The 15,852-nt window shown below is 61.2% G+C and carries 13 protein-coding genes; 5 read left to right on the plus strand and 8 right to left on the minus strand.

The features are described 5' to 3' along the window. Positions 1 to 68: 68 nt before the first annotated feature. Positions 69 to 908 (minus strand): hypothetical protein, encoded by an 840-nt coding sequence (locus I2E45_RS09735; protein ID WP_195445917.1) that lies wholly within the window; start codon positions 906 to 908, stop codon positions 69 to 71. Between the two features lie 359 nt (positions 909 to 1,267). Between I2E45_RS09735 and I2E45_RS09740 the strand changes: the two genes are divergently transcribed. The 4 genes from I2E45_RS09740 to I2E45_RS09755 all read left to right on the plus strand — a co-directional run bounded on the left by I2E45_RS09740 (position 1,268) and on the right by I2E45_RS09755 (position 5,565). Then, entirely contained in the window at positions 1,268 to 2,005 is a 738-nt protein-coding gene (locus I2E45_RS09740; protein ID WP_055310636.1) for a DUF4428 domain-containing protein, read from the plus strand. A 24-nt stretch (positions 2,006 to 2,029) separates the two neighbouring features. After that, on the plus strand, positions 2,030 to 3,352 hold the full coding sequence (locus I2E45_RS09745; RefSeq protein WP_195445918.1) for a hypothetical protein: 1,323 nt from the start codon (positions 2,030 to 2,032) through the stop codon (positions 3,350 to 3,352). Between the two features lie 48 nt (positions 3,353 to 3,400). Next, positions 3,401 to 4,642 carry an SPFH domain-containing protein gene (locus I2E45_RS09750; RefSeq protein WP_089573532.1) on the plus strand — a complete coding sequence of 414 codons (1,242 nt, stop codon included), beginning with the start codon at positions 3,401 to 3,403 and terminating at the stop codon, positions 4,640 to 4,642. A gap of 80 nt (positions 4,643 to 4,722) precedes the next feature. Continuing rightward, positions 4,723 to 5,565 (plus strand): hypothetical protein, encoded by an 843-nt coding sequence (locus I2E45_RS09755; RefSeq protein WP_195445919.1) that lies wholly within the window; start codon positions 4,723 to 4,725, stop codon positions 5,563 to 5,565. Positions 5,566 to 5,675: 110 nt separating this feature from the next. On the opposite strand, the gene I2E45_RS09760 is transcribed toward I2E45_RS09755, so the two are convergent. The 7 genes from I2E45_RS09760 to I2E45_RS09790 all read right to left on the minus strand — a co-directional run bounded on the left by I2E45_RS09760 (position 5,676) and on the right by I2E45_RS09790 (position 13,179). Further along, on the minus strand, positions 5,676 to 6,296 hold the full coding sequence (locus I2E45_RS09760) for a response regulator transcription factor (RefSeq protein WP_006236292.1): 621 nt from the start codon (positions 6,294 to 6,296) through the stop codon (positions 5,676 to 5,678). Then, positions 6,293 to 7,786, minus strand: a complete 1,494-nt coding sequence (locus I2E45_RS09765) for a sensor histidine kinase (protein ID WP_271742344.1) — start codon at positions 7,784 to 7,786, stop codon at positions 6,293 to 6,295. The genes I2E45_RS09760 and I2E45_RS09765 overlap by 4 nt, the downstream gene beginning before the upstream one ends. Positions 7,787 to 7,788: 2 nt before the next feature. After that, a complete protein-coding gene (locus I2E45_RS09770; RefSeq protein WP_195445921.1) occupies positions 7,789 to 9,588 on the minus strand; it encodes a histidine kinase N-terminal 7TM domain-containing protein in 1,800 nt (599 codons plus the stop codon). Between the two features lie 253 nt (positions 9,589 to 9,841). After that, positions 9,842 to 10,486, minus strand: coding sequence for a DUF4867 family protein (locus I2E45_RS09775; protein ID WP_195445922.1), 645 nt, complete (start codon positions 10,484 to 10,486; stop codon positions 9,842 to 9,844). A gap of 134 nt (positions 10,487 to 10,620) precedes the next feature. Next, a complete protein-coding gene (locus tag I2E45_RS09780) occupies positions 10,621 to 11,109 on the minus strand; it encodes an S-ribosylhomocysteine lyase (RefSeq protein WP_117848352.1) in 489 nt (162 codons plus the stop codon). 102 nt (positions 11,110 to 11,211) lie between these two features. Beyond that, positions 11,212 to 12,186 carry a nucleoside hydrolase gene (locus I2E45_RS09785; protein WP_195445923.1) on the minus strand — a complete coding sequence of 325 codons (975 nt, stop codon included), beginning with the start codon at positions 12,184 to 12,186 and terminating at the stop codon, positions 11,212 to 11,214. 30 nt (positions 12,187 to 12,216) lie between these two features. Continuing rightward, on the minus strand, positions 12,217 to 13,179 hold the full coding sequence (locus tag I2E45_RS09790; protein WP_195445924.1) for a ribokinase: 963 nt from the start codon (positions 13,177 to 13,179) through the stop codon (positions 12,217 to 12,219). Between the two features lie 186 nt (positions 13,180 to 13,365). Between I2E45_RS09790 and I2E45_RS09795 the strand changes: the two genes are divergently transcribed. After that, entirely contained in the window at positions 13,366 to 15,582 is a 2,217-nt protein-coding gene (locus I2E45_RS09795; protein WP_195445925.1) for an acyltransferase family protein, read from the plus strand. Positions 15,583 to 15,852 lie beyond the last annotated feature (270 nt).

Consider the following 15,852-nt stretch of genomic DNA (forward strand, 5'->3'; position numbering starts at 1 on the left):
CGACGGGAAACGAAAAAGCCCGGTTTAAAACCGGGCTCGAACAAACACGCCTATTGACAATGGCTTTCTCATATTAATAGTGCGCCAGCGACCAACGAGCTCACGACAAGCAGCAGGCGCGGCCAATCGCCCAAATCGACGGCTCCGACAGCATGCAGGGTCGTGAAGCCCGCGTTGAGAGCGGCGAATACGCTGGAAAGATACGCCGTCGCCACGGTCAGGCGAACTACGGCGCGACGGAATGCCGCCTTTGCCTCGGGATCGTCATGCCACTTGGCGCCATATTCCAGAGCATCTACCGAAAGCCCGGCAGCACTGGGTTCAAAGTTGGGATCGGACTCGTCGCGCAGCTTGGCGCGTCGGGCACCGTGGAGCAACGCCACCTGCGCGATCGCACAGACGACCAGAACAGCCTGCTGAGGAATGCCGACAGGCATCACCATGTGGTTGAGCACCTGCACCAGAACGCCCATGGCGTAAGAAAGTGCGGCGGCGCGCGCCAAGCAGGGCGTTCGCGCAAAGCGCCTCGCAAAATTTGCATGAGCAGTCGATCCGCAGTAGCCCAGCGCGCAGCACGCCACCAAACCGCCGGCAATTACCACCTCAACCTGAACCGCCATAATCAACAGCAGCAATGCCGCCACCAGCAAAACGCCCGTGACGTCACTCGTTGCGTCGATAGCATGGGGACGGCGATAGTACAGAATGGGACGCACAAAAAAGCCAATCACGCTCGCGCCGATGACAAGGCTCTCATAAATAACGACCTCGTTCGGAGACACGAACTCGGCCATGCGCACATCAAAAAGATACTCGCACGCCAAAAACGTGAAGAAGAACAGCGCCAGGCATATAATCTCCCGAATGCCCCGACGCAAATATACGGTTGTGTCTCCCGTGCCCCTCATGGTTAACCCCCAGCCGCTCAATTGTCTGGAAATCTATTTTAATAAAGAACCAGTCTCAATATCGAAGCCAGGCTCGAAATGCTGCCAATTCGACCCCAGCCGTCCACATCACGCCGCGATTTTGAGCCGCATGGACCAGAAGGGACGCGCGCGATCTCTAGCTCGGCCAGGAGTGTCTCCAACTACCACTCATTTAAGTACGTCCCCAATGAGTGGCCGAAGAACGTCCCCAACGACTAGTCAAAATGGGCCATGTGTCCCAGTTGTGGAGACTCCTTGAGCCGTCTGGGTATCGCGAAGGATCGCGCACTCCCCCATCATCAAAAGTGACACACGCTACCAGTTGATGGGAGGCAGCCATGGGCTTCTTTGACAAGATGTTCGAGAAGAAAGAGTGCGCGATTTGCGGTACCGAGCTGGGACTTCTAGGTAAGACAAAAATCAATGAAGGCTACCTGTGCAAAGAGTGCGCCGGCAAGCTCTCCCCCTACTTTCACGGCTATCGCTCCAGCACCGCGGACGATATCCGTGAGCAACTCGCCTACCGCGAGGCCAACGCCGAGCGCCTGTCTTCGTTCAACCCCACGCGCACGCTTTCTGCCGGGCGCACCAATATTATGCTCGATGAGGACGCGGGGCTGCTGATCATCACTTCGCAGAGCCGCTGGCGCGACGCCAATCCCGACATCATCGAGTTCTCGCAGGTACTCGGCTGCGATATGGATATCGACGAGCAGCGCACCGAGATTTATCGCGAGACCAAGGACGGCGAGCGCGAGAGCTACAACCCGCCGCGCTACGACCTGGATTACGACTTTAATCTGACCATCCACGTCAACACGCCGTACTTTACCGAGATCAACCTGCGCGTGAACGACTCCACTATCGATCAGCGCGGCTCCATCGAATATCGCGAGGCCAAGCGCCAGGCAACCGAAGTCCGCGATGCGCTGGTGCAGCTGCGCCAGGAGACGCGCGACAGCGTCGTGGCCGCCAAGGCCCCCAAGACCGCGGTGACCTGCCCCTTCTGCGGAGCCACCACCATTCCCGATGCCAGCGGGCGCTGCGAATACTGCGGCGGCGCCATCGGCGCATAGCCTCCGGCAGCGAAAGGACCGATCATGGCCTTTGAGAGCATCAACTATCAATGCCCCGCGTGTGGCGGCCCCCTTCACTTTGCCAGTGCCGAGCAAAAGCTCGTCTGCGACTACTGCGATTCTCGTTTTGAAGTCGAAGAAGCCGAGGCCCTCTATCGCGAGCGCCAGGACAAGGCAGATGCCAAAGCCGATGCAGCAGCCGCGGCTCCCAAGCCCGCTGTCGACGATGCCGTGCAGGAGTTGGCCCAGAACGCCGGCTACATCTGCTCGTCGTGCGGTGCCGAGCTCGTGTCCGACGGCACCGTCGCCGTTACCACCTGTCCATACTGCGGCAACTCTGCCGTGGCACCCGGCCAGCTCTCGGGCGACTTCTCACCCGACCTGGTAATTCCGTTTAAGCTCGGGCGCGACGATGTCATGACCGCACTCAAGGAGCACTACAAGGGCAAGATTCTGCTGCCCAAGAGCTTTGTCACCGGCAACCATATCGACGAGGTCCAAGGTGTCTACGTGCCGTTTTGGCTCTACGGCGCCCGCGTTGACGGCGAAGTGCACTTTGACGCGACCAACGAGACCGTGACCGAGGAATCCGACCGCACCGTCACGACCACCGACCACTACGATGCCTATCGCAAGGGCAATATCTCGTTTAAGCGCGTGCCCGTCGACGGATCATCCAAGATGCCCGACGGCCACATGGACGCCATCGAGCCGTTTGACTACGACGCACTGCGTCCGTTCTCGGTCGCATATATGCCCGGCTACATCGCCAACCGTTACGACGAGGACTGCGAGACCTGCAAGGCGCGCGCCGAGCGCCGTATGGAAGAAAGCACGATCTCGGCCCTGCGCGAGACCGTCGTCGACGAATACGATGATGCCACGGTCGAAAGCAAGCAGCTCGACTACGCCTGGGAAGACAGCGACTACGCCCTGTTCCCCGTCTGGATGCTCTCCACCTCGTGGAACGGCAAGAGCTACCTGTTTGCCATGAACGGCCAGACCGGCCGCTTGGTCGGCGAGCTCCCCTGCTCCAAGCCCAAGCTCGCCATCGCCTCGGTGCTGTTCTTCGTGATCGGATTTATCCTCTCCCAGATTCTCTTTATGGGGGAATACGCCTTCGATCCGGATTACCTCACCTTTGATATCGAGGGCATCCTCATCAACGTCATCGCGCCGCTGATCATCGTGATTATCGGAGACGTGTTACTGGTAGGCCAGCTCAAGACGGCCAACGAAGCAACCCATGCCGATGAGTATTGTGGCGAGCTCGACCTGGCCGAGAAGCACGACACCTTCAGCCACACCGAGACCACCGTTGTCATGAAAGACGACAAGGACGACTAAGCAATCCAACCAATACCACCCGGCCTTTGACGAGAAAGGAAGATCACCATGGGACTCTTGAAAGCTGGATTGGGAGCTGCCGGCGGCGTCATGGCCGACCAGTGGAAGGAATTTATCTACTGCGAATCGATGCCTGCTGACGTCTTGGCCTGCAAGGGCAGCAAGCGCACCGGCGGCCGCAGCTCCAACACGCGCGGCGAGGACAACGTCATCTCCAACGGCTCGGTCATCGCCGTCAACGACGGCCAGGGCATGCTCGTGGTGCAAAACGGCAAGATCATCGAAGTCGCGCTGGAGCCCGGTGAGTTCGTCTTCGATACCGGCAGCGAGCCGAGCGTCTTTAGCGGCAACCTGGGCGATTCCATCAAGGAGACCTTCGCCAATATCGGCAGCCGCTTTACCTTTGGCGGCGACGCGGGCAAGGACCAGCGCGTCTACTTCATCAACACCAAGGAGATCATCGGCAACAAGTACGGCACCGCCTCGCCCGTGCCCTTCCGCGTGGTCGATAACAACATTGGCCTGGACGTCGACATCTCCGTGCGCTGCAACGGCGAGTATTCGTACCGCATCACCAACCCGCTGCTGTTCTACACCAACGTATGCGGCAACGTGACCGATAGCTACACGCGCGACAAGATCGACAGCCAGCTTAAGTCCGAGCTGCTCACCGCCCTGCAGCCCGCCTTTGCCAAGATCTCGGAGATGGGCATCCGCTACAGCGCCATCCCCGGCCACACCACCGAGCTCGCCCGCGCGCTCAACGAGGTCCTCTCGGCCGACTGGCGTGACCTGCGCGGCGTCGAGATCGTGAGCTTTGGCGTCAACTCCATCGCCGCCTCGCAAGAGGACGAGCAGATGATCAAGGACCTGCAGAAGGCCGCGGTCATGCGCGATCCCACCATGGCAGCCGCCAACATCGCCAGCGCCCAGAGCGACGCAATGCGCGCAGCAGCCGCCAACCCCAACGGCGCGATGGCAGGCTTTATGGGCATGGGCATGGCAGGTGGCATGGGCGGCATGAACGCCAGCCAGCTGTTCGCCGCCGGCCAGGCACAGCAGCAGGCCGCCCCGCAGCCGGCTCCGGCTCCCGCCCCCGCACCGGCTCCCGCCGCCGCACCTGCGGCCGGCACGTGGACCTGCAGCTGCGGCGCCACCAACACCGGCAAGTTCTGCTCCGAGTGCGGCAGCCCCGCGCCCGCCCCGGCACCGGCCAAGTGGTTCTGCCCCAACTGCGGTAGCGAAAACGGCGGCAAGTTCTGCAGCAACTGTGGAACGCCCAGGCCCTAGCGCCTCTATCTGGTAATTGGCGGGGGATCCGCCACCCCCGCATTTGCTTCTATGGGTTTCGTTCGATGAAGGAGGACACCATGAAGACAACGTTCAAAAAGTCCGTACTCGCATTTCTGACATGCGTCCTGGCGCTCGCCTTTGCCCTGACGGGCTGCAGCGGCGGGGGCAAAGACCCCAAGGCCAACTTCGTCGGCAGCTGGGAACTCTCGGGTGGAACCTTGGAGGGCGAAGAGCTGACCGATGAGTACATGAAGATGCTCGAGGATTGGGGTGTCCACTGCGTCCTGATTCTCGATGAGGACGGCACAGGTGCCCTCGACCTGTTCCTTGAAGTCATGGACCTTAAATGGGAGGCAAAGGACGCCACCACCGTAACCATCACCGCCGAAGACGAGTCGCATGACATGAAGCTCAAGGACGGAAAACTCATCCTCGAAGAAGATGACGGCAATCTTGTCTTTACCAAGTCCGACAAGGACCTGTCCGGTACGGTGAAGAAGGATCGCGAGGCGGCCGAGAAGGAAGAGGAGATCGATGAGGCCGTCGAAGACGACGATGTCCAGAGCGTCGAAATCTCCCCCGCCGTCACCGTCGCCGATGACGATCTGTGCACCATCACCATCACCGAGAAGTTCAAGGACGACTGGGGCGACATCGGCTTTGTCGTCAACATCACCAACAAGAGCGACAAGGACCTGACCTTCTACGCTCCTTCCGGCAAGACCAACGTCAACGGCACCATGAAGGAACCCTGGTTCTCGGCTCACCTGATGCCCGGCACCAACGCCACCGAGGAATTCACGTTCTCGAACGGCACACTCGATAGCCTTGACGACCTCGTCAACACGACCATCGGCATCGACGCCTACCTGACCGATTCCTACGAGGACGTCGCCTCTTACACCGCAACCATCGCGTAACGGCACGTAACATCAGCCGCGGATTGGCGGACACATCCGCGCACATGTCAGGCGGGGCCGCAGGAGATAATCCTGCGGCCCCGCCGCTTTATGCCGATGCGTAACGAGCGCTAGCGCTCCATGTTGGGAACGATGCTGCCCTCCGTTACCGCGCGCACGGCCAAGCGCATGATGTTGTCGTAGCCGGTCTTATTGAGAATCTCCGAGATGCGGCGTTTGATGGTGCCCTCGCTCATAAACAGCTCGGCCGCGATCTCGCGGCGGCTTTTACCCTCGCAGGCAAGGCGCAAGATCGACAGCTCGACATCGTCGAGGGCCGCCGTGCCCGAGAAGATGCTCTCGGGCGGCTTGGGAAACGTGCAGTAACCCGCCAGCGTGGAGCGCATCACGGCGAATAGCTCGTCGATACCGACGTTCTTGTACACAAAGCTGTCGACGCCCGCCTCGCGCGCCTGGTCCACAAAGGTGATTTCGGGCATACCCGTCATGATAATGACGCGGCACTCGGGCAGTTGTTCTTTAATGCGCGCCGCCGCCACGATGCCGTTGGAATCATGCTCGGTGCATACGTCCATCAGTATCATGTCCGGGCGCTCCTTGAGCGCGACACCCAAGGCCTCGGAAGCATCGGCAATGGCGGAAACAACGGTCATATCGGGCTGGTCGCCAACGGAGCGCGCCAGGCTCTCGCGCAGGATGGCCTGGTCTTCGACTATAAGGACGCGGATCATGAACTTCTCCTTTGGACCGTGGCGTTGGAGGCAAGCGGGATGGACACCGTAAGCGTGAAGGACGGGGCGGTGTGGACTTCCAGGCTGCCGCCCAGATTCTGTGCGACATGCCTCATACCTGGGATACCCGTTCCCTCGCGATACGATACGGGTGCAGGCGCGCCGTCGTTAGAAATCGTCATGTGCGCGATGCCGTCAGCATCCGCCCCCTCCTGCCACAGGCGCACATGGACCCGATGCGCCTGCGCATGCTTGGTGGCATTGGTCGAGGCCTCGCGAATAATCTGCAAAAATGCGGCGGCGACACGCGCGTCCTCAGGCAGTGCACCCTCGACATCGATCTGCACACTCACCAAGCCAAAAGCATGGACGATATCACCCAACTGCTCTGCAGGCTCGCTGGCACCGCCACTGCGCAAATCGGCGGCGATCGAGCGCAGCAACGGGTCAATCTGCTCGAGCGACTCGTCGTCCAGGCGCCCCTCCTCCAAATAGCGATGGAGAATGAACAGGCGCTGCCCGATCACATCGTGAACGCGGGCGCGCATACGCAGAAAGGCCGCATTGTCGGCAACCTTTTTAACTTCTTCAATCTGGGACTGGAGCTCTTGGCCCGCAAGCTCAAGTAGGTGGTTGGCTTGCGCCAAGCGATCGTAGGCGTGTGCGTATTCCGTCACGTCCAGTCCGATAATGCGCTCAAAGAGGCGTCCCGAAACCATAACCTCGTCGTGCACAAATAGGCGAATCTCGGCGGGAGAAATCTCGATCACCGCGCGAGCCTCACCAAAACGGTCCAAGTTAATCCGCACACGGTTCCTACCGCTTTCGGGCATTTGCATGCTGAGTTTGCGCAGGTCGTTCCATGTACCGCTCATATCGCCTAGGTCGGTGGGCATATGAAGCTCCACCAGGTTTTTGCGCATGCAGCGGTTCATGAGCAGCGGACGGCCCCTCGGGTCTAGATACAGGATGCCCACGGGAATCACGTTGATGGTCTCGATCGTCGAGAACATGGTGATATCCTCCTGGCGGTTACGGACGTCCATCAAGAGCGCCGCGATGGAACGGAACAGGAAGAACGCTCCCTCTGCGATAAGGACAACGGTCCACGCCGAGCCCATGGCAAAAACCACCGGTGGTGTAACGGCGACAACAAGCGACAGCTCGGCCAGCATGACGGGGCGACGATAGTGCACCATAAGCACCATGCCGTAGGCAAAGATCACGGCATTGAGCCACAACGCTCCGCCCATTGCCCTGGCGCAAACGTCAAGCGGCGCCACCAGATATGAGCCAGACGACGCGAACAAGATGAGCGCCGAAATAATTAGGTGAAGCACAAGGCTCGCCTCGTAGGCACAAATCACCTTACGGTTATAGGACGAGCGGCGCGATGCGATGAGCGGGACGTGGATCGTCTGCAGACACGCAGCCAGGGCAAAGACAACATCGAGCGCAACGATTTGGGGAAGAATGAGCGAAATCTGCATCGTCACTCACCCGCCCTCGGCATCAAGACGATCATGCGCAGCTGGCCGGGCTCGCCCTCAAGGCGGTATGCCACGTTGCGCCCTTGCAGAGCGCTTTCGAGCTCTTGCGCAGCGGGCGTCTGCGAAAGATCTGCATCATCGTTGGAAAAAAGCGCGGCACGCAGCTCGACACTGCATCGGTCATGATCGCCCAAGTGATACATAAGCGCCGGATGGTCGGTGGTGTAGGCAAAAAACGCAAAGTCATACACGCAGTCGTACAGGGCGCTTACCGTACTGGCGTGCATCGGGCGCCGTATGGCGATAATCGAGGCGCAATCGATATCGATGGTGCGCAGGTCGCTTGCGAGCTCGTTGGCAATGAGTTGAATGCGGTCGCGATCAAAACCGCTCTCCCCGTGCTGTGCCAACGTGAGCGACCCCTTGCGCTTGCAATAGGCGACGAGCATCTTGGCGCGCTGCAGCATGCGGTAACGCTCGTGCGAAGACGCTTCGTCGGTCAACGGCGGCAGCGAGCTCAGCAGGTCGTACATCCCTTCGAGCGCGCGGGCAAGCGCCTGGTCCACGTCTTGGACCAGCAAGGTCTCGGCCTCTTGATCTGCCAAATGCGTCTTAAGGTCGTAGTCGGCGGCGAGCAGCTCGTTTTGACGCTGCAACTCCATGCGACGATGTGCCAGTTCACGGTTAAGCTCGTTGAGCTCCGACACGTCTTGGGCAAGCAGGGCCGATCCGCCCAGCAGTGGGAAGGCACGGTACATTACATCGGGATCGGACTCCACGGCAAAGGCATGGGCATGCTCGTGTTCCTGGGCTCGCAGCTCTTCGCACACGCCCGCCGGCATTGGCTTCGACACCGGCGTGGCATAGACTTCCTGCAGGTCGCGCGTTAGAACTTTGAGGTCAAGCGGCAAGGTGTCGAAGATGCCGGCGATGTCGTGATATGACGGAATGACACCGCAATCGAGACAGATTTCCATCGCCACCACACACAAGACGCAATAGATGAGCGAGAAGTTGAGCCTCCATGCCCAGGGCACGCGCAACGCATATGAGATGGCAAAGAACGCGCCGCCCAGCAGCACGAGCGCCGCCGTGCCCGAGAAACGTTGGATGCGAAAGGACGAGGACCGGCCCACCAGGATAAAAAAGGCCACAAAGTTAAAGGCCGTCCACACTAAGACGGCGAAATAACCCCAGCCGTACGTGTAATCGTTGCTCCAGGTGTCGCTTGTACGGTCAAAGCGGAAGACCTGCTGGTGAAAATCGTTGGTGAGCACAAATCCGATAAGCAGGATGGCCACAATCCACAGCGCAGCGCAGTAGCGGCGACCCAGGCGGTGTTGCTCCAGACCCGCAAGGCGCAAACCACACAACTGGTAGAGCAGCGGAATGAGCGTCATGGGCACGTAGTACAGGTACCACAGCACGGTGGCATAGAACGGCGTGAACGACTTGTACTTGAGAATGACTTCGATCATCCACAGGGCGCAGATGGTGGCGATGGCAACAAGGCGGCGGCGCAACACATAGTCCAAACAGCGCAGATAGACCGATACGCCCCAGATCGAAAATGCAATTGCGGCAACAAGCAACGGCAGAGAGCTCGAATGGACGAGCGCATCCACGACCTCTTCGGACACCTCGCTATAGGCGGGCACGGCGTTAGAAAGTTTGGGGTCGAAGGCGAACAGCGCCGGCAAGACTGCCAAAAGCATGAGGAACAGTGCGGTGATGGCGCCGGCGATAGCGAAGACGCGGCGACGGTACGCCTGATGTGTTATGCCAACAAGGAATCGCGGCATGGCGAAGAGCCTGCCGCCCCTGGGATCCGCCACGGGTGCGGATCGGGCGGCCGCGTGGCCGATATGTCGCTCGCGGGTACCCATAGTGCTTTTAGTGTACCGACAGGCAGGCTCAAAAAGCGGGCCACATGTCCCAAAATCCGCAGACGGCAAGGCGCCCGGCAGCCTCCCCCGTCTGGCACTTCCCGATATCCGCCCGCCCCAAACCACCGCAAAGGAGACAGGCACCTTTGTGGTGGTTTGGGGCGATGCGCTAGTCCACGGTGATGTCGAGGTTTTTGCCGATGAGGCCTACGTAGCCGCCTTCGGCTGCCTTGGGGCTGTCGGCGTGGCAGAGGACCCACTTGTCGGCCTTCCAGTAGCAGTAGCTGTCACCGGTGGCAGGCATGTCGGCTGCGGCCTCGGGGCGCGGGCCGTTGGTGCCCGCCGGCAGCGCCACCATCACCTGGAAGCCGCCTTCGTCGACCATGCACGGCGTGTAGTGGAGCGTGGTGTTGAAGACTTCGACGACCGTACCCGCCGGCACGCGAAACGCCTTGACGCACGCGGTGTCGAGCTTGCCGTCCTCGATCTCCCAGCGATGCGCCACAAGCAGGATAAAGTCGCGCGCGCCCAGGTTGAACTCACTCGCGCGGTGATACTCCAGGCAGTTGAGACTCGTGTTGTGGCCGTTGCACCAGCCAAGCTGGAAGGGACGACCACCAAACATGAGAAAGCCAAGCTTGTCGGCATCCTTGACGTCCTCGAGCTCCGGCGCGCTTGCTACGTACTTGCTGCCCTCGGGGATGGGCGTGGAGGCAAGTGCCTCGAGCACGGGCGACGTAAGCTCGGACGGAACGTTATCCCAAACGTTGCCATAGGACTTGAACTCGGGATCAGAGACAGAGTAGATATGCATGTTCGCTCCTGTTCGTTTGTGTGACAGTATGAACATTCTAGAACAATCTTGTTCTGTTTTGAGCACTCGGCATAAAAAAGCGCTCCGCAAAGAGCGGGAGCGCTTCTAGTACAAACGCTATTCCTGCGAGGGACTTACGCCTGCTGATAATGCAGGTGCTTCTCATCGATATCGGCCAGGTCACGGTCGAGATAGCGGCGCGCGAGCCAGTTTGCCATGGGGAGGTTCTGGTCCAGGTAGTTGCCGCACTCCTCGGGAGCGGCACCGGGGACATCGCCCTCAAAGCCGGCGACAAACTCAAACAGCTCGCGGACGAGCGGCAAGACCTTCTCGCTCGTCAGCTCGCCAAAGACAACCAGGTAAAAGCCCGTGCGGCAGCCCATGGGGCCAAAGTAGACAATGCGGCTCGACCACTCGGCATGGTTGCGGAGGAACGTCGCGCCCAGGTGCTCGATGGTGTGGCACTCGGCGGTGTTCATGACCGGCTCCTTGTTGGGCGTGGTCAGGCGCAGGTCAAAGGTGGTGACGGCGGCGCCGGTCGCCGGATCGCGGTCGATGCGGCTCACATACACGCCGGGCTCAAGCAGCAGATGGTCAACGGAAAAGCTCGCAATGCGCTCCATGGCAGATCCTCTCGGTAGTCAATTTGGGACGGGCTCTTTTAGCTGGTTCGAATGGTCGCACCAATCATACCAGTCAAAAAAGCCCCGTCCCAAAAAGACAACTTAGCCCAAGACGCGGGCCATGCGTGCCTTGAACTCGGACAGGAAGCGCGGAGCATCCACGGTCAGTGCCACAAGCGCGCTCTTGTCCGGATCGGACAGGCGACGCTCATCGCAGATGGTGCGACCGCGGTACTCGCCCAGCAGATCAACACGCAGGTTGCAGCCGAGCGCACCTACGAGCGTGGGGTCGATCGCCACGGCAACGGCCAGCGGATCGTGCAGCGCGCAACCACCCAGGTAGGGTGCGTTCATCTCGTACGAGCCAATGTAGTGCTCGACCATGCTCGCAAATGCGCAGCCCGCCATGGTGCCCGAGCCCGTCCAGCCGGCAATGTCGCGGCGTGTGAGCACCACGCGATGCGTCACGTCCAGACCCACCATGGTGAGCTTACGGCCCGAGCGCAGCACCGCGTCGGCTGCCTCGGGGTCGCTCGCCATATTGGCCTCGGCGCCCGCGCTCACGTTGCCGGGCACGGTAAGGGCGCCGCCCATCACGACCACGCGGCCGATGGACATCATCGCCGCCGCATCGCGCTCCAGGGCGAGCGCCAGGTTGGAGAGCGGGCCAGTCGCTACGTAGACCAGATCGGGACCATAGGTGCGCGCGGCATCGATCAGATAATCGACCGCAGCGTTGCCGTCGGCCGAGGTCGCCCCCACCGGCTCGTAGGGCGACGCGGGCACGCTCGCGCCGCCGATGCCGTTCTTGCCGTGAATGAGCGCGGTGGACGCCGGCGGCGCATAGGGCTCAGTCGCCTGCAGAGGACGGTCGGCACCCAGGTACACCGGCACCTCGGGACGACCCAACAGGTCGAGCACCGCCAGGCAGTTGTGCGCCGACTGCTCGACGCGTACGTTGCCAAAGCACGTGGTGATGCCCACGAGCTCCACCTCGGGACTCGCGATGGCATAGGCCAGCGCCATCGCATCGTCCACACCCATATCCAGATCAAGGATCAGCTTCTTGATTGCCATTGTTCTACTCCGCTTCTCCGTCTTTATCGTTTAACCAAACCAATGTTCAACTTCGGCGCGCGTGGGAATCGATTGCTGAGCGCCCAGGCGCGACACCGTCACTGCCGAGGCGCGAGCACCCGCGGCCATGCACTCAAAGAGCGGCAAGCCCTCTAGGCGAGCCGCCGCCAACGCGCCGATAAACGTATCGCCGGCGGCCGTGGTATCGACTACCGCACTCGAAAGTGCCGGCATGCGCAGCAGCTCACCGCCATCGCCGAGCGTAACCGAGCCGGCACCGCCCAGCGTGATGACCGCGGCGCCGGCGCCCTTGTCGAGCAGCGCATTGAGCGCGGCGACGCAACTCACATCATCCGTGGGCAGAATGCCCGTCAGAACCTGGCACTCGGTCTCGTTGGGGCAGACCAGGTCGACCGCAGGCCAGACCTCCGCAGGTAACTCGCAGGCGGGCGCTGGATTAAAGACCGTATAGAACCCCAGCTCGTGAGCGCAAACAAGCGCATCGGCCGTCGCTGCAAGGTCACATTCACCCTGGGCGATAAAGACGCTTCCGGCAGCCGGGGCAATCTCGCTGGCGTCGCCGTCGAGCTCATGGGCCGCCAGACGCCTCAACGCGCAGGCAACGTCCGCGCCCGCAAGCGCATGGTTGGCGCCCGGTGACAGTATGATGCGGTTGTCGCCCTCGCAGCGAATGATGGTTGCCGTTCCCGTCTCCGCGTCATCGCGATGCACTACAAAGTCACAGTCCACACCGGCGTCTTGGAGCCCCACCACGAGCGACGCGCCGAACGCGTCGCGACCGACAGCGCCGATCATGCACGTGCGCGCACCCATGCGCGCGGCGGCGACGGCCTGGTTAGCGCCCTTGCCACCGGCGTTGGTGATAAAACCGCTACCACCGACTGTCTCGCCCGCGCGCGGCATGCGCTCGCACGCCACCGAAAGGTCCATGTTCATGCTGCCGAACACCGCAACGATGCCGCGATCTGCCATGGAAACCTCCTCATCTGCGGGCTTTGCACCCACCGTCGACCGTCGATTGCGCGCCTTCGCACCTCTATAACTTTAGTTCACTTTGATGTGAACGCACCCTTGAGGTTGCGCCAGCAGCAAGCATTCACAGGAGCAGGCAGCTACAATGAATACGTGCTGATTATTCTCGTCATTGGATGATGTTTTATGGAACAATTCTCGCAATCGGGCTCGCGCGGTCGACGCCGCACGGGCAACGAGCCGGCGCCGCACGAACGCGTGAAGAGCGAACGCCGTGCCAACGAGCCGCGACGCACCGCGAGCCCCCATCGCGCTTCTGCCAACAACGCGGGCCGCGCCAACACTCCCGCCGCGGAGCAGACGCCTGCTCGCCCCAAGTCCCGCTACATCCCTGCACTCGACGGTCTGCGCACGCTTGCCGTCGTCGCGGTGGTGCTCTATCACCTCAACCTCACGTGGGCGCAGGGCGGTCTGCTCGGCGTCACGATCTTCTTTGTGCTTTCGGGCTATCTGATCACACGCCTGCTACTCAACGAAGTCGCTAAGACCGGCCACATCGACCTCAAGAGCTTCTGGATTCGCCGCATCCGTCGCCTGGTCCCCGCCGTGGTAACGGTAGTGTTTGTAACCTGCGCGCTGTGCACTATCTTTAACCACGTGATGCTCACCAAGATGCGTCCCGACATCCTGCCGTCGCTGCTGTTCTTCAACAACTGGTGGCAGATTGCCCAAAACGTCTCGTACTTCAATGCCCTGGGCGACCCCTCGCCGCTCACGCACTTTTGGTCGCTTGCCATCGAGGAACAGTTCTACCTGATTTGGCCGCCACTGCTGTTTGCCATGGTATCCATGCATGTGAGCAAGCCCAACACGCGCCGCGTGGTTCTGGGCTTGGCTGCTGTCTCCGCCATCGCCATGATGGTGCTCTATAACCCTGCCGCCGACCCCAGCCGCGTGTACTACGGCACCGACACCCGCGTGTTCTCGCTGCTGCTGGGTGCCTGGATGGCCTTTATCCCCGATCGCGACCTGGCGCCGGTGCGTCTCGCTCGTCGTTTGGGGCTCAATCGCCTAGCTGGCGCCGCCAAGCACGGCAAGAACGCCGAGGGCAAGCCTGGCGAGAAGGCCGACGAAGCAGCCGAGACCGCCCCGGCACAGCCGAGCGCCCTCGTGCGTTTTTGGTCCTCGCCCGCATCCATCGATGTGTTGGGCGTCGTGGGTCTGGTTGGCCTTGCCGCCATGGTCGCGCTCACCAACGGCTACACCGCCTTCCAGTATCGCGGAGGCACGCTGCTGTGCTCGATCCTCACGCTCATGGTCATCGCGGCCTGCGTGCAGCCCCAGGGAATGGTTGCCCGCGCGCTGTCCGCCGAGCCGCTCGTGTGGGTTGGCAAGCGCTCGTACAGCATCTACCTGTGGCACTATCCGCTGCTGTTGCTCATGAACCCGGTCGCCAACATCAACGATACACCGTGGTGGCAGTATATCTTGCAGGTACTTGTGGTGGTCGCCGTGGCAGAGTGCTGCTATCGCTTTATCGAGACTCCGTTTAGGAAGGGCGCCTGTGAGCGCACCGTGTCCGAGTTCCGCGACGGCACCACCACGCCCGCTAACTGGGTACGCGCGCACGTCCCTGTCTGCGCAGCCTGCGCTGTCGTGTTGGTCGTTGCACTGGGCGGCCTGATCTTTGTGCCCGAGACGTCTGCGCTGAGCGGCGAGGGCGCCGAAGTTCTGAACAAGGAAGCCAAGAACACCGCGCCCACCGACCAGCAGGCGGCCGACGACACCGACAAGGACAACGACGGCTTCCCCGATGGCTCCTACGATCTGCTTATGATCGGCGACTCCGTGTCGCTGCGTGCCGTAGACACCTTTGACGGCGTGTTCCCGCACAGCCATATCGATGCCGAAAAGGGCCGCCAGTTTGATGCGGGGCGCGCGACATTTGAGGGCTATATCCAGCAGAACCTTGCCGGCAAGATCGTGGTCTTTGCCCTGGGCACCAACGGCTTGGTAACCGACGACCAGATCGACGCCATCATGGCCGATGCAGGAGATAGGCGTATTGTGGTGTTTGTGAACACGCGCAGCCCGCAGCCGTGGGTTGGCTCTACCAACCAGGCCATCGCCAACGCCGCTACGCGCTACAAGAACGTGCGCGTTATCGATTGGTACGGATACAGTGCTAACCGCAACGACCTGTTCGATGGCGATGGCACGCACCTATCGACCACTGGCGTGACTGAGTACCTCAACTTGATCCACGATGCTGTCAAGAAGGACCTGCCCGTACACCCCGAGGATCACGTCAACGATCCGCAGCCGGCAGCCGTCAAGTCTGCCACCGACGCGCTCGTCAATGCGCTCGCTCTCAAGCCACACAAGCTGGGCACCGACAAGTAACCTGCAGCGCAAACTTCCCACATCCGGAGGGGGCGTCTGCCACGGCAGACGCCCCCTCCGGCAGTTAGGGACGTTCCTTATGTGCCGGTACCTAGGGACACTCCTGGCGCAGCCAATGAAGACCTCTACGGATGAATTCCAGGCCGCTCCGTCGCTCCAGACATCGTTTCCGCGCCTCGCGCCTGCCCCAAACGGTCGCGCGCGCAGACGTGGTGTAAGAGTGTCCTGAGGTCCGTCGCTGCAAGTCCCGATGTTACTCCTTCTTGAGAC

Source organism: Collinsella aerofaciens (assembly GCF_015555045.1).
Classification (GTDB): domain Bacteria; phylum Actinomycetota; class Coriobacteriia; order Coriobacteriales; family Coriobacteriaceae; genus Collinsella; species Collinsella aerofaciens_W.